Source organism: Haemophilus parainfluenzae (genome assembly GCF_003252795.1).
Classification (GTDB): domain Bacteria; phylum Pseudomonadota; class Gammaproteobacteria; order Enterobacterales; family Pasteurellaceae; genus Haemophilus_D; species Haemophilus_D parainfluenzae_K.
Window position 1 is genome coordinate 25,588 of sequence record NZ_QEPQ01000005.1, and the last position, 19,421, is coordinate 45,008.

Sequence of the window (19,421 nt, forward strand, 5' to 3'; positions counted from 1 at the left end):
GCATTATTTGCGTAAAAATTTGTTATAAACAGCTTTCAATAATGAGGTTGGTAATAAGCGAGAACCTGAACGCAAGGCAAAGGTGAATAGGCCTGAAAATAAGCCTTGAATACCTAAGCGATGTTTCAATTTAAATAAACGCCATTCTGCTTTCGCTTGGTTTAAACCACGACGACGCCCTACCATGCCATTACCCACGCGGGCATAAACTAAAATATCTGGCAAGTTTGCCACTTTTTGTCCTTGAGCCACAAGCTTAATCCACAGGTAATAATCTTCCTGTAAATCCTCATATCCACCACAATTAATGACCGCACTTTTTTGATATGCCACCGTCATGTGATTGAACGGACAACGTTTTTGGGTAAATTTAACGATATCTTGTGCTTCAGTCGGTACATTACGATATGCCACGATGTCTTGAATATTTTCGCCAAACTCAGCAATCTGCCCACCGAAAATAATCGTATCTGGATGTTGCTCAATAAACGCCACTTGTTTCGCAAAACGCTCAGGCACACAAATATCATCGGTATCCATACGGAAGACCCAATCGTGAGAACAATGTTTTAATCCTTCATTGAGCGCTTTACCTAAGCCTAAATTCTTTGGCAACTTCACTAAGTTTAAGGGTAATTTTGTTTCGAATTCAGCAACCACGGCTTCCAATTCTGGTGTGACTGCACCATCAAACACCAATACGATCTCATCTGCAGGATGGGTTTGAGCCACTAAACTATCAAAACATTCTCTTAAATATTGTGGATTTTCCTTTATATATAAGGACATTAAAACTGAAAATTTCATACTTCTCTATCTAATAAGTTATTTACATAAACCGTTTCAAATTAATTGCCAATTTAGGTGAAATTAGAACCACAAAGGCAATCACTAGCTGCTTAATACTTTTCGTTAATTTAAAAATCTCAAAATAGTAAAAAGCGGCTTTACGGGATAAATTCATAATATGTGGGTAAGCCAGCATATATTGTGCGTTGATGGCAAAATTCTTTTCTTGCTCTGCCGTTTTCACATAATTTTCACGGATATAATCAATCGCTTTTTGCGTATTAGTGGTATCTGTTGATACGCTAGAACGCTTGGTATGGAAGGTACAATAAGTTAATGGTTCTGCCACTTTGTACGCTTTAAACGTTGGATCTTGTACAAGCTTCAGCAAGAAATCATAGTCTTCTAAAGAACGAAGTGCGGTCGATAATCCGCCGATTTTTAAAAACAGATCTTTTTTCACCCCAATCATCGGCATACCACCGATTTTATTCGCCAGTAAAATTCGCTCTACGCTAATCTCTTGTGGCTCAATGGGGTTAGTCACATAGCTAAAACCTTCATTCACCATTTCACATTTAGCTGGATGGTAAACAAAGTTAACATCAGCATGTTCGGCAATCACATCGGCTAATTTCTGACATTTATCATTTGCAAAACGATCATCGTCATCAAGAAATAACAGCCATTCATTATCCGCATTTCTTGCCCCGATATTACGGCTTTCTGCCGCACCTTGGTTGGTTTCGTTACGAATAACGTTAACTGCAAATGGATACGATTGTGTCACTTCAACGGGTTCTTTCGAGCAATCATCCACAATCACCACATCAAAATTATAGGTGGTTTGCTTAGTTAAACTTTCCAATAAGGCAGGAATTTCTTCTTTCCGATTATAAGAAGGCACGATGATACTAAACATCTTTCGGCTCCTGTTGTTTAAATAAAATAAGTTGTTTACCGTGAGTGCCAAAAAGCGATAAGAACATCAGCATGACAAACATAATGCCCGGGAAAGCAAAGGTGTCTGCTTTGATATTACAGAACGCTAAAATCACAAAGGCAGAAAGGATAAATTTCCAGCTGCCATCAAACCAGTTTAAGGCAACTTTGCGTACAAAATAGAATGTCACGGCAAAACACACTAAAGCATAAGACACGCCGCCATAAAGAATTTGGCGTAAGAAACCAGAGTCCGTATGCCCATAATAACGGCCAACTTCTAACTCACCTGTCATATACATACCATCGCCATAAATGAACTGCTTGAGCGTTGGCATAAAGAGATGGTTTTTCATCAATGTATCGGTTGACGAACTGACAAATCCTGCACCATGTAATAAATTGATCACGGGCTCTAAAGCATGTGCCACATAAGGATTTTCAGGTAAGAAATAGGCCAGTAATAATACCAAAACAGCAAACGCAATGAGTGATGGAACATAACGCCATTTGAAATACACTAAAATGCTCACAACCGATAGCAGAAGGAATGTACGCCCTGAAATTAATCCGATACATAACATTAAAAATACCAGAATACTTGGAAGCGTATTATGTTTAGCATTGTAAGCCAGTAAGAAATGCAACAGCATCAAATAGAATAAACTCAGTTGGAAAAAGGCGGTTGCGGTGATGTTATATAAGCGATACTCCTGCTCTGAACCATAAAAACGTGCAGGCAACACCGCATTGGTTGAAAGCAAGAAATCAATCATAAATGATGCACCAAGTAAGCCAATCACGCCCACAACAAACTGCACCATCACACCAAGTTGTAAATCACGCACCACCTTCAGTTGACCATTTACATTGGCATAGAAGGCATTATAAAGTCCCACGCCGAAGATAAATAAAATCAGCTCTTTCACATACATGGTGATGACAGAAAAATCTCGCGTACCATTGACTAAAAGCGGAATCACGCTAAATGCAATCAGCCCAATGATGACGGCTAAACTATCCACTGGCACAGTAATACCTTGTGGTTTCTGCTTTTTAAGATACTGATAAACCAATACAACCAATGCCGCTAAACCTGCGACGAATGACATTCGTACAACATGAAACAGCCAAGGATCGTAAAGATAAAAAAGGTTAAAAAGTGCGGTCATTTTTACATTATTTTCCTAAATTCTTTTTCACTGCTAAGATTTTTTTGAGTGGATATTTAATTAATTTCTTCACTAAATTATTAGATTTTGAACCACGAATCGCTTCCAAATTACTTACTAATTGTGGATTTTCAATGGCCATAAGCGGACGAACCACATTGTTATTAATCTGGAATTGAGTTTCAAATAATAAGAAATCATCAGCAAGCCAAAACGGTTTTTCTTGTTCGAGTTGTTTCAAAAATGCACGTGCCGCTGATTTTTTGATTAAGTATGCCACCGTACCGGCAAAATAACTTTTATATGGATAAGCCACGGTGACATCACCAATAGTTTGGCGCAAGAATGAAAAAGTGGTTGGATAATTGATCTCTAATTCCACATCATTAAATTCAGCAATTTTTGACTGCCCGATTAATACAATATCCGCATCACATTTTTCGGTTAAGAGTGCGATTGTTTTTGGTGATAAATTTGAATTGAATAAAGCGTCATCTTCACACACCAATGCATAGTCATTTTCCGTCACATTTTGATCTTCTACGATCTGACGATACACTGCTAAATGACTTAATGTACAACCAATTTCGCCTTTTGTGACGTTGCGTCCATAATGCTGTTCAAATTTTGTTGGATTGAATACTTCTGCCAATTCATCCCATTCTTTTTTCATGGTATTAATGGCTGAAAATACAACGAAATCTGCCGTATCTGGTTGAGCAAAAAACAGCTCACGACGCTGAACATCTTTATCTAGTGAAATCAAATATTTATTCATAATTATCTCAAATTTGGTTTTGCAGTATTTTGATTACAACAAACGGAAATAGTTGCAAATTATACTAAAGAAATAGTCCAATGGCATGGCTTTTAGCACAACTTTAAAAAGCCTTAAAAAAATAACCGCACTTTAAATGCTTAAAGTGCGGTCTATTTTAAATGGATTAATGTGTTATTTCTTTCAATTAGAAAATTGCAGTTGCTAAACCGACTACAACACTTAAAGAAAGCACTACAGCTAACATTGCGTAACCAAAATCACTCATTTTAATTTCCCACTTGTTTAGTTAAAGATAACCCATTCTAACAATAAAGCACGTTTTTTCAAAAATTTTTTATAATTTACTTAACCTATTTGGTGACAGTCTTTATAATAGGAAAAATTCTCTAGAGGCAAAATTATGGCAACAATTAAAGATGTCGCAAAAATGGCTGGTGTTTCCACCACCACTGTTTCACACGTAATTAATAAAACCCGTTTTGTAGCAAAAGAAACCGAAGAGGCGGTGATGCAAGCCATTAAAAGCTTGAAATACTCACCAAGTGCTGTTGCTCGGAGTTTGAAAGTCAACACGACAAAATCCATAGGGATGATTGTTACCACCAGTGAATCCCCTTATTTTGCTGAAATCATTCATGCCGTTGAAGATCATTGTTATCGTCAAGGCTATTCACTTTTTTTGTGTAATACACAAAATGATCCTGAAAAAATTAAAAACCACGTCGAAATGCTTGCCAAAAAACGCGTAGATGGTTTATTGGTCATGTGTTCTGAATACACACAACATTCACTTGATGTGCTTTCTAGTTTCTCGTCTGTGCCGATGGTGGTAATGGATTGGGGGCCAAATACAGATACCGATATCATTGAAGATAACAGCTTTATGGGCGGTTACCTTGCTACTAAGCATTTAATTGATTGTGGTCATAAAGAAATTGGTCTTATTGCGGGTGAATTAGATAAAACGACTGCAAGAACCCGTTACGAGGGCTTTGTAAAAGCCATGAATGAAGCCAATCTACCAATCCATGAAAATTGGATTATGGAAGGTTTCTTCGAACCAGAAGACGGTTACGAGTGTATGAATAAAATTCTTGCACAAGACAGCCTACCTACTGCCGTATTCTGTTGTAATGATGTGATGGCATTAGGTGCAATTTCTGCGATTACGGAAAAAGGCTTGCGTGTGCCTGATGATATCTCGATTATTGGCTATGATAATATTCACTCATCGCGTTTCTATGCACCACCACTCACAACGATTCACCAATCGAAGTCTCGTTTAGGTGCACAAGCGGTTAATCTTTTATTTGAGCGTATTGCCAATAAAGATAACGATAATCACGAAAAACACCGCATTGCGATCCATCCTGAACTCGTCATTCGAAAATCAGTTCGCAACCTTAAATAAACATTAAACTTTTTGACCGCATTTTGAATTTTATCTAAAAAAGTGCGGTCATTTTTTTACTTATTTTAGCCTTTTTTGATTTAATGCAAGTTTTTGATGTATAGCATTTGATCCCGATACATATTTTTGATTATATCTCCCCTAGTTTTATTTTTTTCTTTATCGGAGTTCATATGACTGATGAGTATCGCACTCTCCGCCATAACATTAATATGTTAGGGCGTTTTCTTGGAGAAACCATTAATGATGCACAAGGCGAAGACATTCTCACCTTAATTGAAAATGTTCGCCAATTGTCCAAACAATCTCGAGCGGGCGATAGCCAAGCACGTAAAACATTGTTGGATACCCTTTCAACCATTTCAAATGAAAATATTATTCCTGTTGCACGAGCATTCAGCCATTTTCTTAATTTAACGAATATTGCTGAACAATACCAAACCGTCTCTCGCCAGCACAAAGATTTACAATCTTCTAATCGTTCATTAAGTGCTTTATTCCAACGCTTAAAAGCATTAAATGTTTCAAAAGAAGAAGTTTACAAAACCGTTGAAAACTTGCTCATTGAGCTAGTATTAACCGCACACCCGACCGAAACCACACGACGTTCGTTAATCCACAAACACGTTGAGATCAATAAATGCTTAAGCAAATTAGAGCACGATGATTTGACGCCTAAAGAACGCGGCATTATTGAACGCTTGCTACTTCGTTTAATTGCTGAAGCATGGCATACCAATGAAATCCGTACTGTTCGCCCTACGCCATTCGATGAAGCAAAATGGGGCTATGCCATGATTGAAAACAGCCTATGGCAAGGCGTGCCGGAATTCTTACGTCAATTAAATGAACATGCTCGTGAATTTTTGGGGTACGATTTACCAGTGGGCTTACGTCCTGTCCGAATTTCTTCTTGGATGGGTGGTGACCGTGATGGCAACCCATTTGTTACTTCAAAAATTACTCAACAAGTACTCTATTTTGCTCGTTGGAAAGCGGCAGATTTATTCTTAAATGACATTAAATCCCTTGCCGATGAATTATCTATGGTGAAATGCACACCAGAATTTACCGAAAAATATGGTGAACATTTAGAGCCTTATCGTTTTGTAGTCAAAGCACTTCGTGCAAAACTTATCGCCACTCTTGATTACTTTGATGATTGCCTGGCAAATCGTCCGCCACGCGTAAGCCAAGCTGATATCATCATGGAAGATAATCAACTTTGGGAACCACTCTATGACTGCTATCAATCGTTGATGGCATGCGGTATGCGGATTATCGCTAATGGTTCCTTACTGGATATTTTGCACCGCATTCGCTGTTTTGGGGTTACCCTTTCACAAATGGATATCCGTCAAGAAAGTACCCGTCATACCGATGCTATTGCTGAAATCACCCGTTATCTTGGCATTGGCGATTATGCACAATGGAGCGAAGCAGAAAAACAATCTTTCTTAGTACGCGAGTTAAATTCTCGTCGCCCATTAATTCCAACCCATTGGGAGCCATCTGCTGAAACCCAAGAAATTTTAGAGACGTGCAAAGTCATTGCACAACAAAAACAAGGCGTAATTGCTTGCTATATTATTTCTATGGCGAGAAGTGCCTCTGATGTGCTTGCTGTGCATTTATTATTAAAAGAAGCAGGCGTGCCTTATCACATTCCTGTCGTGCCACTCTTTGAAACCTTAGATGACTTAGATGCTTCTGAAGGGGTCATGCGTCAATTGTTTAATATTGGTTGGTATCGTGGCGTAATTAACAATCATCAAATGGTGATGATTGGTTATTCTGACTCTGCTAAAGATGCAGGTATGATGGCGGCTTCGTGGGCACAATATCGTGCACAAGAAGCGTTAGTCAATTTAACCGAAGAACTGGGTATTGAACTCACCTTATTCCATGGACGTGGTGGTACGATTGGTCGAGGTGGTGCACCCGCACATGCGGCATTACTTTCTCAACCTCCACGCTCACTCAAAAATGGTTTACGTGTGACAGAACAAGGGGAAATGATCCGCTTTAAACTTGGTTTACCCGAAGTTGCGGTTGAAACCTTTGATCTTTATGCCAGTGCAATTTTAGAAGCAAACTTACTTCCACCGCCAGAACCTAAAGCAGAATGGCGTACCGTCATGGATGAGCTTTCCGCTACTTCATGTGACATTTACCGTAGTGTTGTTCGTGGTGATAAAGACTTCGTGCCTTATTTCCGCAGCGCCACACCGGAACAAGAACTGTCTAAACTACCACTCGGCTCTCGCCCTGCAAAACGTAATCCAAATGGTGGTGTGGAAAGCTTGCGTGCTATTCCATGGATTTTTGCTTGGATGCAAAACCGCTTAATGCTACCAGCATGGCTTGGTGCGGGTGCGGCAATTCAAAAAATTGTAGATGAAGGCAAAGGCCATATTATTGAAGAAATGTGTAAAGCTTGGCCATTCTTCTCTACTCGAGTGGGGATGTTAGAAATGGTGTTCAGTAAAACCGATACTTGGCTTTCTGAGCAATATGACCATAACTTGGTGAAAAAAGAGCTTTGGTACTTAGGTGAAAATCTGCGTAATCAACTCAATGCAGATATTAAAACTGTGCTTTCGCTTTCTCACAAAGATGAATTAATGGCGGACTTGCCATGGATCGCCGATTCTATTGCGTTACGTAATGTTTATACAGATCCGCTCAATCTCCTTCAAGTGGAATTGCTCCGTCGTTTCCGTGAATCGCCTGAAAACCCAAGCCCTGATGTCGAACAAGCCTTGATGATCACCATCACAGGTATCGCTGCAGGTATGCGAAATACGGGCTAGTTACAGCAAATATAAATAAGTGCGGTCAAAAACAACGATGAATTTGACCGCGCTTTTTATTTATTCATTACATCTCGACAGATTTGGGAAAATTCAGACATTAATGCAAAAAGTTGAGAAGATTTCTGCTTTCCAAATACATTAAATGCGTTCTCAAACATTTCTGTCGTCGCTCTATAGATCGGTTCTGCTTGCAATTTACCTGCATTTGTTAATTGCATAATCCTTTCACGTTTATCTGTTGAACTCGGATAAAATTCAATCCAGCCTTTTTCTCGAAATTCTTTGCAAATATTAAACACCGTTTGTTTTGGCATATACCATTCATCACAAATTTGCTTTTGTGTGCATTGTCCATTTTCAGCACTAGCTAAACAATAGAGCACAGCAAAATAATTGTAATTAAGTGCAAACTTAAGATCGATCCATGTATCCAGCACCTCATCAATTTCTGAAATGTGCTTACCAAGCAACTCAAAATTATTCATTTCTATCCCTCAACTTTCTCTGTTTGTCTTATTCTATCATTTCAATTATAAAAATATAGTCTTAAAATTTACTTTGTTTTAGTAAATTTTAAGACTATAATTTGTAGAGTTTAGCAATTATTAGACTATATTTTTATGACTAAAATGACTTCAAATGCGATAGAAAATATTAAATCAATCGCCAAAAACAACAAAAAACGTCTTTTCTTTACTTTCAGCTTGGTCACATTAGAGAACATTCTCTTTATTACTTATCCCGTTTTTGGGGGCTTTGCTGTTAATGCAATAATGAATGGAGATGTGTTGCTTTCACTTAGCTATTCCCTTTTAGTGCTTATCATTTGGGGAATTGGTGCAGCTCGCCGTGCAGTAGACACTCGTAGTTTTGCTCGTATTTACGCAGAGCTTGCCGTGCCGGTTATCATTACCCAACGAGAGAAAGGATTAAACATCTCAGCAATTACTGCTCGTGTAGCATTATCACGTCAATTTGTGGACTTTTTTGAACAACATCTACCAATATTAATTATGTCGAGTTTTTCCATCGTTGGTGCGGCTATAATGTTATTGTGGCTAGAATTTTGGTCAGGCATAACGGCTTGTCTAATATTGGTATTTTTTGGTCTTTTATTACCTAAATACTCAAAAACAAATGATTTGCTTTATTTAAAGCTTAACGATCGGTTAGAAAAAGAAGTCAACGTAATTGAACAAAAAAGCAATTATCACTTAAATAAACATTATGACTGGCTCGCCTATTTACGTATCCGTTTATCTAATCGTGAAGCAACGGGTTATTTATGGATTGGCATTGCATCAGCTATTTTATTTGGTGTCACTGTCGTCAATTTAGCCACAACTAAAGGTGTGCAAGCTGGGCATATTTATGCAGTAATTACTTATCTTTGGACATTTGCGATTAGTCTTGATGATGCACCTCGATTACTCGAACAATTTTCTAATTTGAAAGATATAGGAAAACGAGTTGAGGTTTAACTACTATAAGCAAAATATAGATGAATTTGACCGCACTTTTTGTTTTCTGTTTCTTGCGGTATCATACGCGCAATTGACTTGATGAAGGAAAACCCAATGACAACTGATATTCAAAAACTCGATCCCGATGCAGCGATTGATCTTGCTTATGATATTTTCTTAGAGATGGCAGGCGAAAATCTCGATCCCGCTGATATTATGCTATTCAATCTGCAATTTGAAGATCGTGGTGCAGTCGAGTTTGTCGAAACTGCCGATGATTGGGAACAAGAAATTGGAGTGTTAATCGATCCTGAGGCTTTTGCTGAAGTTTGGGTCGGATTAGTAAATGAGAAAGATGAAATGGATGATGTGTTTGCGAAATTCTTAATTTCACACCGAGAAGAAGATCGTGAATTCCACGTTATTTGGAAAAAATAGCACTCTTCTCACACATATCAATTTACAAACTAAAACCGGTTTAATTTAACATTAAACCGGTTTTTGCTTAACAAATGCGTGGTAAAGGTTCGTTGCGTGGTAAGTCTAATAAACGACTTTGACCGAAAAGCCCAACCGCTCTAACTTTGCCATCAGTGGTCACCTCACCAATGACAGCCGCATTTTCACCTAATGGATGGCGACGAAGTGCGGTCAGAATTTCAGCTGTTTTTTCTTTGTCCGCCACAATCACCAATTTGCCTTCATTAGCAAAATTTAATGCATCCAAACCGAGTAATTCGCAAATACCACGTACTTCCTGACGAATTGGTAATATCGTTTCATCAATTTGAATCCCTACTTTTTGTGCCTGTGCAAATTCGTGAAGTACCGCATTCACACCACCACGGGTCGCATCGCGTACGGCTTTCACCCCTTCAATCGGACGAATACAATCAATGAGCGGTGCAAGCACAGCGCAATCACTGCGTAAGTCCGTTTGAATACCAAGATTTTCGCGTAAATTCAAAATGGTTGCACCATGATCACCTAAAGTACCACTCACAATAATCTGATCACCTGGCTGAATGCGATGCACACCCCAGTCGAGTCCGTTTGGAATCACACCAATACCGGCTGTATTGATAAACACTTTATCTATCGCGCCTTTTTGTACTACTTTGGTATCACCTGTTACCACTTGAATACCGGCTGACTGACAGGCTTTTGCCATAGACTGGATCAATTTTTTTAAGGTTTCTAGTGGTAAGCCTTCTTCTAAAATAAATCCACAAGACAAATATTTTGGTACGGCACCGCATACGGCAACATCGTTAGCTGTGCCACAAACGGCGAGTTTACCAATATCTCCACCAGGAAAAAAAATCGGATCAATCACAAAACTATCGGTAGAAAATGACAATGTTCCACCTAAAGCATTTAACTCTTGTAAAGCAATACGAGCCTGATCTTCGCCTTGTGAAAGTATTGGATTATCAAATGCTTCAACAAAATAATCGCGGATCAACTCTTGCATGGTAGCACCACCATTTCCGTGTGCCATTGTAATAAAATCAGTCATTGTTTTATTCCCGTCTATATTGATAATAGGCCGCACATGCCCCTTCGGAAGATACCATCAATGCACCATAGGCATTGTCAGGATTACATTTTTTAGCAAATAATGGGCAATCAGCAGGCTTACATTTGCCGATTAATACATCTCCGCAACGAGAATCCGGATCATCAGCAACTTGATGTGGCTGGCAAGCAAAATACGCTTCTGCATCAAAGCATTGATAATCATCTGTCAGTTCTACGCCAGATTCTGCAATTTCGCCTAATCCACGCCATTCGCTACTGGCTTTCAAGCGGAATACTTCACTGATTGCCTGTTGTGCTAACTCATTGCCATGTTGGTGTACGATACGTTTATACTGATTTTCCACTTCACAGCGTTTTTCAACAATCTGTGTCACCAACATTAAAATTGCTTGTAGGATATCTAAAGGCTCAAAACCAGTGATCACAAAAGGCTTATGGTAGGTATCACACAATTCCTGATAAGGTTCAGAACCAATCACCATGCTTACATGACCTGGTGCAAGAAAGCCGTCAATTTTGACTTGTCCTTGTGACAATAAGCTGTGTAATGTTGGGATGATAGTGATATTTTGACATACCACAAAAAAGTTTTTTACCTGCTGTTTTTTTGCTTGTTGTAAGGTAATTGCGGCACTTGGCATGGTTGTTTCAAAACCAAGTGAAAAGAATACCACTTTTTTATCAGGATTATTTGATGCGATATTCAATGCATCGAGCGGTGAATAAACGATTCGAACATCAGCCCCCTGTGCTTTGGCTTCTAATAATGAACCTAAACGTCCTCGTACTCGCATGGCATCACCGAAAGTACAGAAAATTACTTCTGGACGACGAGCAATCTCAATACATACATCAATTCGCCCCATCGGTAATACACACACCGGGCAGCCTGGACCGTGAATAAATTCAATACTTTTGGGTAATAAACGATCCAGCCCAAATTTAAAAATGGTATGAGTATGTCCGCCACAGACCTCCATCAAATATAACGGATTTTCTGGTGTAAAGTGCGGTTGGTTTTCTATTATTTTTTGTAGTCGCTGTAACAGACTTTTAGCCAGTTCAGGATCACGAAATTCATCAACAAACTGCATTTGATGCTCCTATCTTTCTTGCGCTTTTAACCAGTCTAGCCATTGCTGTAATCCTTCTCCACTTAGAGAAGACAACTGGATAACCTCAATTGTTGGATTCACTTGTTTCGCATAAGCAATACATTTTTCCACATCGAAATTTAAGTACGGCAGTAAATCGACTTTGTTTAAAATCATTAACTTCGAGGCCGCAAACATATGTGGATATTTGAGTGGTTTATCTTCGCCTTCTGTCACAGATAAGATCACCACTTTGGCGTGTTCGCCTAAATCAAACTCTGATGGGCAGACTAGGTTTCCGACATTTTCAATAAACATCAGACTATTTTCCTGAGGCTGCAATTTCACCAATGCATTACCAATCATTTGTGCATCTAAGTGACAACCTTTGCCCGTATTAACTTGAATCGCTGGCACACCCGTTTGACGAATACGATCTGCATCATTTTCTGTTTGTTGATCCCCTTCGATCACATAACAAGGATAGTCATTTTTTAATGCATTTAATGTGGTCGTTAACAAAGTTGTTTTACCTGAACCAGGACTTGAAACAAGATTAAGCGCCAAAATATGCTGATTCGCGAAAAAGCGACGATTCATATCGGCTAATTGATTGTTTGCGCCGAGAATATCTTGTTCTACTTTCAGTAATCGTTGCTGAGTTTCATCTTGTTGTGGAGAGTCTGGCATGCGGAAGGCGGAGTGAGAAAAATTAGGTAGTTTTGTTGCATGTTGCGCATTGGAATCATTATGAACATGCGGTAATTCTCCGATTCTGACTTGGTCTGGATGGCCACAGCCACAGGTTGTACACATAAGTCACCTCAATAATGTTTCGTTTATTCTGTAAATACTTAGAATCTATGGTAATTCACATGCGTTAGAATACCATATTCTCTATCTTAAATATATTCTTTGAAGAGAGATAAATACATACTATCAAGTAGTTAGCGTATTTTATATTCAAAAGATCAGGTTAAATTTGCCAATTTAGACGTCTTGCTATTTTACGGCAATTTCTTTCACTCTAAATTCGGTGCCACTTCGACGTTGTAAACATGCACTGTGACAATGTGGACAGCAATCTTGATAGGCTTCAATCTCAACTTCCTTTTGACATTGCCAGCACCATGCAATCGCAGGTAAATGAATAAAATGTAACTGACAGTTTTCAGCAACGGTATCTTTGCGCATAATTTCAAAGCAAAATTCTACCGCACTTTGCTCGACACAAGACAGTGCCCCAATTTCTAGCCAAATATCTGTCACTTCATGGATTTCATGCTTTTTCTGTTGTTGATCAATAATTTCCATAATATTCTGACAGAGAGACATCTCATGCATGATTTTCTCCTTAAAATAAAAAAGCAGTCTGTTCCAATTTTACTCTTTTTTGATGTTTATTTTCAGCATTTCTGTGTTTCGTTGTTCGATATTTAAACGTTGTTTGAAAAATTTTACTGGTACTCGTACAAGAAATCATTTTAGTGGCACAAAATTAATGCCGCTATGTTGCAATAAAGTATTCATAAAATCATTATTTTGTTCAAACTGGCTACATTTGCCTTTGAGCTGAATTAAGCGAATTCTCAAGTGAGCCAATTCATGGATCCGTTTTGATACTTCTCGAATATGTCGATCTAGCAACTCATTAATTTCCCTTTCCTGCTCTTGAGTGGCACATTGAGGATTGAGCAACATTTTGATTTCTTTCAGTGAAATATCCAAACTGCGGCAATAGCAAATAAAAGAAAGTTGTTTCAAATGCTCTTCCGTATAAACGCGAAAATTACCACTTGTTCGCTTGGCTGGTTCGATCAATCCTTGTTTTTCATAGAAACGTACAGCTTCCACCGTACAGCCAACAATGTTGGCTAGCTGACCAATTTTCATTTTTTAAAAATTACACTTGACTCTGAAGTTACTTCATATTTTATACTTTATCACAGTATTCACATGTTAGAAAAGGAGAACTTCCATGAAAAAAACAGCATTACTTATCACTGCACTATTCGGTGCTTCACTCGCTAATGCACATAATGTTTGGTTGGAGCCCGTTAAGGATGTAAAAGGGCAATATGTGGTTAAATTTGGTCATGAGGAGACTGAAACCTATCCTCAAAGCAAATTAAAAGCGGTACGCCTACTTGATGCTAAAGGCCAATTGCAAAATGCCACAGTAAACTTTAAAGAAGGCGAAGCACACTTTGCTGCCCCTGATGCAGCCATCGCATTTATTCGCTTTGATAATGGCGTTTGGTCAAAATTGCCAAGCGGTAAATATGTCAAAAAAACCAAACAGCAGGCCCCAGATGCTGTGCTTAGTGTTAATCCAGTCAAATTTGGCAAAGCGATTTTACACTGGGATGCGCAAGCAAATAAATCACACAACATGGATTATGAATTGATCCCACAAAGTGAACCGAAAGCGGGACAACCACTCGATATTCTCGTGTTAGTAAAAGGTAAACCAGTGCAAGGCATCAAAGTGGGTTTAGGCGAAGATCACCCATTCAACTTAACCAATGAAAAAGGTATTGCACAATTCACCCCTAAAGTGGGCTATAACAAAGTCTGGGCTGAATTTGATGAACCGGTTAAAGACAATCCTGACTATAACAAACGTAGTGTTGAATATATGCTAACTTTTGACGCGAAATAATGAAAAGAGTTGTATTTTTAACCGCACTTTTCACCTGGCTGTGCGCACCATCAGCATTGGCTCATAGTTTGCATGTATTTGCACAATATGATGGACGCACAGTTTCTGGCAAAGCCTATTATTCCGATATGACCCCAGCAGCAGAAACCTATATGGAGATTTTGCAAGCTGGCCAGGACTCCCCTCTATTGGAAGGTAAAACGGATCGCAATGGGCAATTTGCCTATCCGATCAATACCACTACCGAAGGTGCCATTAAAGTAGTGATAGAAGGTGAAGAAGGACATCGAGCCTCAATTGTTGCCAACAGAGTATCTGCGCAAACCACTAATAATAGTGACAATGCATTGATGTTGGTCCGCGAAGATATTTCTAAATTAAAAGACAAAATTTACCTGCACGATATTATTGGCGGTATCGGCTATATTGTTGGTATTTTTGGCTTATGGGCATTGATTAGAGCCTCAAAGATGACGCGTGCGTCGCAATCTAAGGCTAAGGAAAGATAATATGCATTTATCGGAAGGTGTGTTGCATACACCCGTATTGCTTGGTGGTGCAGCTGTCGCATTAGTCTGCGTAATGATTGGTCTTAAACGACTCAATTCGCAGCAATTGCCGCTAACAGCATTGTTTGCTGCTGCTTTTTTTGTTGCAGGTACCATTCATGTACCGGTAGGCATTGGTAGTGTGCATCTCATCTTAAACGGCATGGCCGGCCTGTTTCTCGGCTGGGCTGTTTTCCCTGCATTTTTAATCGCATTGGTATTACAAGCCCTACTCTTTTCCTTCGGGGGATTTGCTGTATTAGGTGTCAATTTATGCGTAATGGCATTACCTGCCCTTCTCGTACATTGGCTATTTGCAAAAAGACTTGAAAATGACAATTCCCGTCGCACTCAAATTACTGCAGGAATTGGAGCTGGTGTGATCGGCGTTGGCGGTTCAGCCTTGCTCGCTTCTTTAGTCTTGGCTCTAGATGGCGGTAAAGCCTACAGCGATCTAATTATGCTTCTGGTGATATCACATATTCCCGTGTTTATTATCGACAGTATCGTCAGCGTCGGGGTGGTCTTATTGTTAAACAAAATGTATCCAACAGCGCTCAGTGTAGTGAAATGAATTTTCTTACTATTTTTCAACCGCACTTGCGATTAATTTATGTGTTTTTGTGTGGACTTATCGTCAGCACAATGGCACATATTTCAACGCTTATTATCCTTAATCTGCTCGTATTCAGCGGATTACTTATTGCGCTAATTCGCTATCAAAAATCCCTTGCCGGTTATTTCAAATATTGGCTGAAACTAAATCTATTTACACTACTCGTTTGGTTAACCTTAAGCTGGAAAATCACCGAGCAAGGTTTAGTATTAAATCCAATGGGCATTCAGCTCGCGCTACTCATCACGCTACGTTTCAATTTAATTTTAAGTTTAACTCGCCTCTTATTAATTGATATGAACGAGAGCCTTTTATTGCAAGCATTGTGTCGTTTGCCATTACCTGAAAAACTACTTCATCTCTTTGTTCTCACTGTTCGCTATATTTCCGTGTTCAGTGAAGTACATAAAAAGATGGATATGGCAATGCGAGCACGTGGCTACCAGCCAAAACTGAATAGCCGAACCTTATTTATCGCGGCGCAGCGTGTCGCCCTATTATTAATTCATGCACTCGTTAAAGCAGAAAAAACAGAAATGGCGCTAAAAGCTCGTGGCTTTCAGCTGCATGATGTGAAAAAAACACAGGATAAATCTTGATGAACATCCTCGAAGTCAAACAATTACAGATCATGCGTGACCAACGCGTGATTATTGATAACCTTTCTTTTGAACTCCCTGAAGGTCATCGTCTTTTTTTACAAGGTGATATTGGTTGTGGAAAATCGACGCTATTACATTGCCTATTAGGTTTTATACCTTACCAACAAGGCGAGATTCGCTGGTTCGATCGAACATGCCATCAAGAAAAGGATTTTGTACCGCTACGTGGAAAGGTAGGGATCTGTTTCCAACATGCAGGCGATCAACTGTTTGGTCCAACCGTACTTGATGATGTAGCCTTTGGTCCACTTAATCAAGGATTAAACAGAGATGAAGCCTATCAAATTGCATTACAGCAGTTGGAACGTCTGAATATTGTTGGATTAAAAGATCGCTCTGTGAATACCTTATCTGGTGGAGAACAGAACTTTACAGCACTGGCTGGCGTGCTAGCGATGCAACCAAAAGTATTATTACTTGATGAACCAACCAATGGACTGGATGTAAAAAATATTGCCAAACTGACCGCACTTTTACGCGAATTACAGTTGCCGATGCTTATTGCCTCGCATGATTTACGCTTTAGTGAAACACTTGCGGATTCCTGTTTATCTTTAGCTACGGATAACGATGGCTAAATGCGTTCATAATGGGTAAGGAAATAATTCAATAAAAAACGGGCGAACCATTTAAGTTCGCCCGTCATTCATTTATAACGCTAATCAAGCCACAAGTGCGGTTTCTTTTAAGCGATTTTTTAATTTCGCATATTCAGTGACCACATAGCGTTCAGCCCAGGCTTGGTCTTCGATTTTTTCGATACGAACCGCGCTGTATTTGTATTCCGGCGTTCTAGAACCCGGGTTCAAATGTTCAGCGGTTAATTCGTTACATTTACCGATCCACCATTGATAGGTCATATAACAAGCACCTTTGTTTGTACGAGTGCTGACATCCGCGCGAGAAATCACTTTACCGCGTGATGATGCAATCCAAACCAAGTCGTTGTTTTTAATGCCCAACTCTTTGGCATCTTGATCGTTCATTTGTACGAATCCCGGTTCATCCGCAAGTGCAGCAAGAGCTCGGCAGTTACCTGTCATTGAACGACAAGAATAGTGACCCACTTCACGTACTGTGGAAAGTATCAATGGGAATTCTTCAGAAAGATCTTCCATTGGTGGTTCCCAGTCGCAAGCGAAGAACTCAGCTTTGCCATTCGGACGGTCGAAGATTTGGCCTTTATACAAGTATGTTGTACCTTGATCTTCAGGGCCTTCGTCAGTACATGGCCATTGGATATAACCCATGCCTTCCATTTTTTCGTAGGTTGCCCCTTTGTAAATTGGGCAAAGTGAACGAAGTTCATCCCAAATTTCTTTGGTATTGTTATAGTGCATTGGGTAGCCCATTGCTGTAGCTAGTTCGCTAATGATCACCCAGTCATCCTTGACGTCGCCAGTTGGTTCAACGGCTTTATAGAAACGTTGGAAACCACGGTCAGCGGCACTATACACACCTTCATGCTCAGCACAAGAAGTAGCAGGCAATAAAATATCTGCTTCTGCGGCTGTTTGAGTCATGAAGATATCTTGAACGATGAGAAGTTCAACTTTCTCGAAGGCTTTTTTAACCGCATTAATATCAGGCTCAGTTTGTAATGTATCTTCACCCATGATATAGAATGCTTTAATTTTATCTTCCATGATAGCTTCAGGCACTTCACTCAACGGCACACCTGGTTTGGTTGGAATAGATGGCACGCCCCAAGCTTTCGCAAATTTTGCGTTAGTTTCTGGGTCAGCAAAACTTTGATAGCCTGGTAATGTGTTGAATAACGCACCCATATCGCATGCGCCCTGTACGTTGTTTTGACCACGTACTGGGTTCACCCCAACATTTGGTTTACCTAAGTTACCGGTAAGCATTGCCAAGCTTGCTAATGCACGTACGGTTTCTACACCTTGACGGAATTGGCAAACGCCCATACCCCATAAGATAGTAGCGGTTTCCGCTTTTGCATAAGTGCGGGCAATTTCACGCAACATTTCAGGTTCAATACCGGTGATATGTTGTGTGGATTCCGGTGTATAAGCTTTCACGGTTTCATAGAACGCATCGAAGTTTTCGGTGTGTTCATCAATAAATTTTTGATCTTGTAACCCTTCTTCTAAAATCACATTCATCATCGCATTCAAGAATGCGACGTTAGACCCGTTAGCAAGCGGCGCATAAATATCCGCAATACGGGCTGTTTCGATTTTACGAGGGTCACAAACAATAACTTTCGCCCCTTTTGCTTTGGCGTGGTTAATCCGACGCGCCACAATAGGGTGTGAAGTGGAGGCATTATAGCCAAAAATGAATACGCATTTGGTATCTTCAATCTCAACAATTGAGTTGGACATTGCGCCGTTACCGACCGATTTGAGCAGACCTGTTACAGAAGGGCCGTGTCACACGCGCGCACAACAGTCAATGTTGTTATTTCCTAATACCGCACGGGCGAATTTTTGCATAACGAAGTTCACTTCGTTACCTGGTCCACGGGAAGAGCCCGTTACCATAATCGATTCGTTACCGTACTTTTCTTTGATTTCACTGAGACGTCTTGCTGTGTAAGAAATCGCTTCTTCCCAGCTCACTGGTGTGAATGGTTCGCCACGTTTGTAGCGGATCATCGGTTGAGTTAGGCGAGGAGTCAGGATTTTTGTGTCATGCACAAAATCCCAGCCATAATATCCTTTTAGGCATAACTCCCCTTCGTTTGTTTTTCCGTTTGCACCTTCAGCACCCACAATTTTGTTGTTTTCCACCAAAAGATGGATTTTACAACCTGAGGCACAATACGGACATACGGTAATTACTTTTTTAATAGCCATAGTAACGTCCTTATTTTAATACAACACGAGGTTAGAGATAGAATTAGAATAATTAATTCTGGGTATATATTACACCCAAAATCAGTTCATAGTCTTACAAA

The 19,421-nt window shown here is 39.6% G+C and carries 20 protein-coding genes; 9 read left to right on the top strand and 11 right to left on the bottom strand.

The features are described from left to right. Window positions 1-3: 3 nt before the first annotated feature. The 4 genes from DPV81_RS08290 to DPV81_RS08305 are packed head-to-tail and all read right to left on the bottom strand — an operon-like array spanning window position 4 to window position 3,681. On the bottom strand, window positions 4-807 hold the full coding sequence (locus tag DPV81_RS08290) for a glycosyltransferase family 2 protein (protein ID WP_165818974.1): 804 nt from the start codon (window positions 805-807) through the stop codon (window positions 4-6). A gap of 22 nt (window positions 808-829) precedes the next feature. Next, on the bottom strand, window positions 830-1,711 hold the full coding sequence (locus tag DPV81_RS08295) for a glycosyltransferase family 2 protein (protein WP_111387828.1): 882 nt from the start codon (window positions 1,709-1,711) through the stop codon (window positions 830-832). Further along, on the bottom strand, window positions 1,704-2,903 hold the full coding sequence (locus tag DPV81_RS08300) for a hypothetical protein (protein WP_111387829.1): 1,200 nt from the start codon (window positions 2,901-2,903) through the stop codon (window positions 1,704-1,706). Before DPV81_RS08300 ends, DPV81_RS08295 begins: the two co-directional genes overlap by 8 nt. Window positions 2,904-2,910: 7 nt before the next feature. Further along, complete coding sequence (locus DPV81_RS08305) at window positions 2,911-3,681, bottom strand: glycosyltransferase family 25 protein (RefSeq protein WP_111387831.1); 771 nt, start codon at window positions 3,679-3,681, stop codon at window positions 2,911-2,913. A gap of 403 nt (window positions 3,682-4,084) precedes the next feature. Here DPV81_RS08305 and purR point away from each other — a divergent pair, with 403 nt between their 5' ends. Beyond that, window positions 4,085-5,095 (top strand): HTH-type transcriptional repressor PurR, encoded by a 1,011-nt coding sequence (purR, locus tag DPV81_RS08310; RefSeq protein ID WP_111387833.1) that lies wholly within the window; start codon window positions 4,085-4,087, stop codon window positions 5,093-5,095. A 173-nt stretch (window positions 5,096-5,268) separates the two neighbouring features. Beyond that, window positions 5,269-7,908: a phosphoenolpyruvate carboxylase gene (ppc, locus tag DPV81_RS08315; RefSeq protein ID WP_111387835.1), complete on the top strand. Its 2,640-nt coding sequence runs from the start codon at window positions 5,269-5,271 to the stop codon at window positions 7,906-7,908. A gap of 56 nt (window positions 7,909-7,964) precedes the next feature. Here the strand turns inward: ppc and DPV81_RS08320 are convergent, their stop codons facing one another. After that, window positions 7,965-8,396 carry a MarR family winged helix-turn-helix transcriptional regulator gene (locus DPV81_RS08320; RefSeq protein ID WP_111387837.1) on the bottom strand — a complete coding sequence of 144 codons (432 nt, stop codon included), beginning with the start codon at window positions 8,394-8,396 and terminating at the stop codon, window positions 7,965-7,967. A 135-nt stretch (window positions 8,397-8,531) separates the two neighbouring features. On the opposite strand from DPV81_RS08320, the gene DPV81_RS08325 reads away from it, so the two are divergent. After that, complete coding sequence (locus DPV81_RS08325) at window positions 8,532-9,392, top strand: ABC transporter six-transmembrane domain-containing protein (RefSeq protein ID WP_111387839.1); 861 nt, start codon at window positions 8,532-8,534, stop codon at window positions 9,390-9,392. Window positions 9,393-9,488: 96 nt separating this feature from the next. Continuing rightward, window positions 9,489-9,812, top strand: coding sequence for an HI1450 family dsDNA-mimic protein (locus DPV81_RS08330; protein WP_005697650.1), 324 nt, complete (start codon window positions 9,489-9,491; stop codon window positions 9,810-9,812). A gap of 67 nt (window positions 9,813-9,879) precedes the next feature. Here the strand turns inward: DPV81_RS08330 and hypE are convergent, their stop codons facing one another. The 5 genes from hypE to DPV81_RS08355 all read right to left on the bottom strand — a co-directional run bounded on the left by hypE (window position 9,880) and on the right by DPV81_RS08355 (window position 13,903). Next, the gene (gene hypE, locus DPV81_RS08335; RefSeq protein ID WP_111387840.1) at window positions 9,880-10,893 is read right to left on the bottom strand and encodes a hydrogenase expression/formation protein HypE; all 1,014 of its coding nucleotides are present in this window, start codon (window positions 10,891-10,893) and stop codon (window positions 9,880-9,882) included. A gap of 4 nt (window positions 10,894-10,897) precedes the next feature. Beyond that, window positions 10,898-12,010 (bottom strand): hydrogenase formation protein HypD, encoded by a 1,113-nt coding sequence (gene hypD / locus DPV81_RS08340; protein ID WP_111387842.1) that lies wholly within the window; start codon window positions 12,008-12,010, stop codon window positions 10,898-10,900. Window positions 12,011-12,019: 9 nt separating this feature from the next. Beyond that, window positions 12,020-12,826, bottom strand: coding sequence for a hydrogenase nickel incorporation protein HypB (gene hypB, locus DPV81_RS08345; RefSeq protein WP_111387844.1), 807 nt, complete (start codon window positions 12,824-12,826; stop codon window positions 12,020-12,022). Window positions 12,827-13,012: 186 nt separating this feature from the next. Then, window positions 13,013-13,354 carry a hydrogenase maturation nickel metallochaperone HypA gene (gene hypA / locus DPV81_RS08350; RefSeq protein WP_049367967.1) on the bottom strand — a complete coding sequence of 114 codons (342 nt, stop codon included), beginning with the start codon at window positions 13,352-13,354 and terminating at the stop codon, window positions 13,013-13,015. 135 nt (window positions 13,355-13,489) lie between these two features. Further along, window positions 13,490-13,903, bottom strand: a complete 414-nt coding sequence (locus tag DPV81_RS08355) for a MerR family transcriptional regulator (protein WP_111327634.1) — start codon at window positions 13,901-13,903, stop codon at window positions 13,490-13,492. An 85-nt stretch (window positions 13,904-13,988) separates the two neighbouring features. Here DPV81_RS08355 and DPV81_RS08360 point away from each other — a divergent pair, with 85 nt between their 5' ends. From DPV81_RS08360 to DPV81_RS08380, 5 genes are read left to right on the top strand one after another with little or no spacing between them, the layout of a single operon-like run. Next, window positions 13,989-14,672: a DUF4198 domain-containing protein gene (locus DPV81_RS08360; protein ID WP_111387846.1), complete on the top strand. Its 684-nt coding sequence runs from the start codon at window positions 13,989-13,991 to the stop codon at window positions 14,670-14,672. Beyond that, entirely contained in the window at window positions 14,672-15,181 is a 510-nt protein-coding gene (locus DPV81_RS08365; protein ID WP_111327632.1) for an HI_1622 family ECF transport-associated protein, read from the top strand. Before DPV81_RS08360 ends, DPV81_RS08365 begins: the two co-directional genes overlap by 1 nt. Window position 15,182: 1 nt before the next feature. Continuing rightward, the gene (gene cbiM / locus DPV81_RS08370) at window positions 15,183-15,794 is read left to right on the top strand and encodes a cobalt transporter CbiM (protein ID WP_049385149.1); all 612 of its coding nucleotides are present in this window, start codon (window positions 15,183-15,185) and stop codon (window positions 15,792-15,794) included. After that, window positions 15,791-16,435 (top strand): energy-coupling factor transporter transmembrane component T family protein, encoded by a 645-nt coding sequence (locus tag DPV81_RS08375; RefSeq protein ID WP_111387848.1) that lies wholly within the window; start codon window positions 15,791-15,793, stop codon window positions 16,433-16,435. Before cbiM ends, DPV81_RS08375 begins: the two co-directional genes overlap by 4 nt. Next, window positions 16,435-17,076 carry an energy-coupling factor ABC transporter ATP-binding protein gene (locus DPV81_RS08380; protein ID WP_111387849.1) on the top strand — a complete coding sequence of 214 codons (642 nt, stop codon included), beginning with the start codon at window positions 16,435-16,437 and terminating at the stop codon, window positions 17,074-17,076. The genes DPV81_RS08375 and DPV81_RS08380 overlap by 1 nt, the downstream gene beginning before the upstream one ends. Before the next feature lie 84 nt (window positions 17,077-17,160). On the opposite strand, the gene fdhF is transcribed toward DPV81_RS08380, so the two are convergent. Further along, entirely contained in the window at window positions 17,161-19,320 is a 2,160-nt protein-coding gene (gene fdhF, locus DPV81_RS08385; protein ID WP_243583398.1) for a formate dehydrogenase subunit alpha, read from the bottom strand. Window positions 19,321-19,421 lie beyond the last annotated feature (101 nt).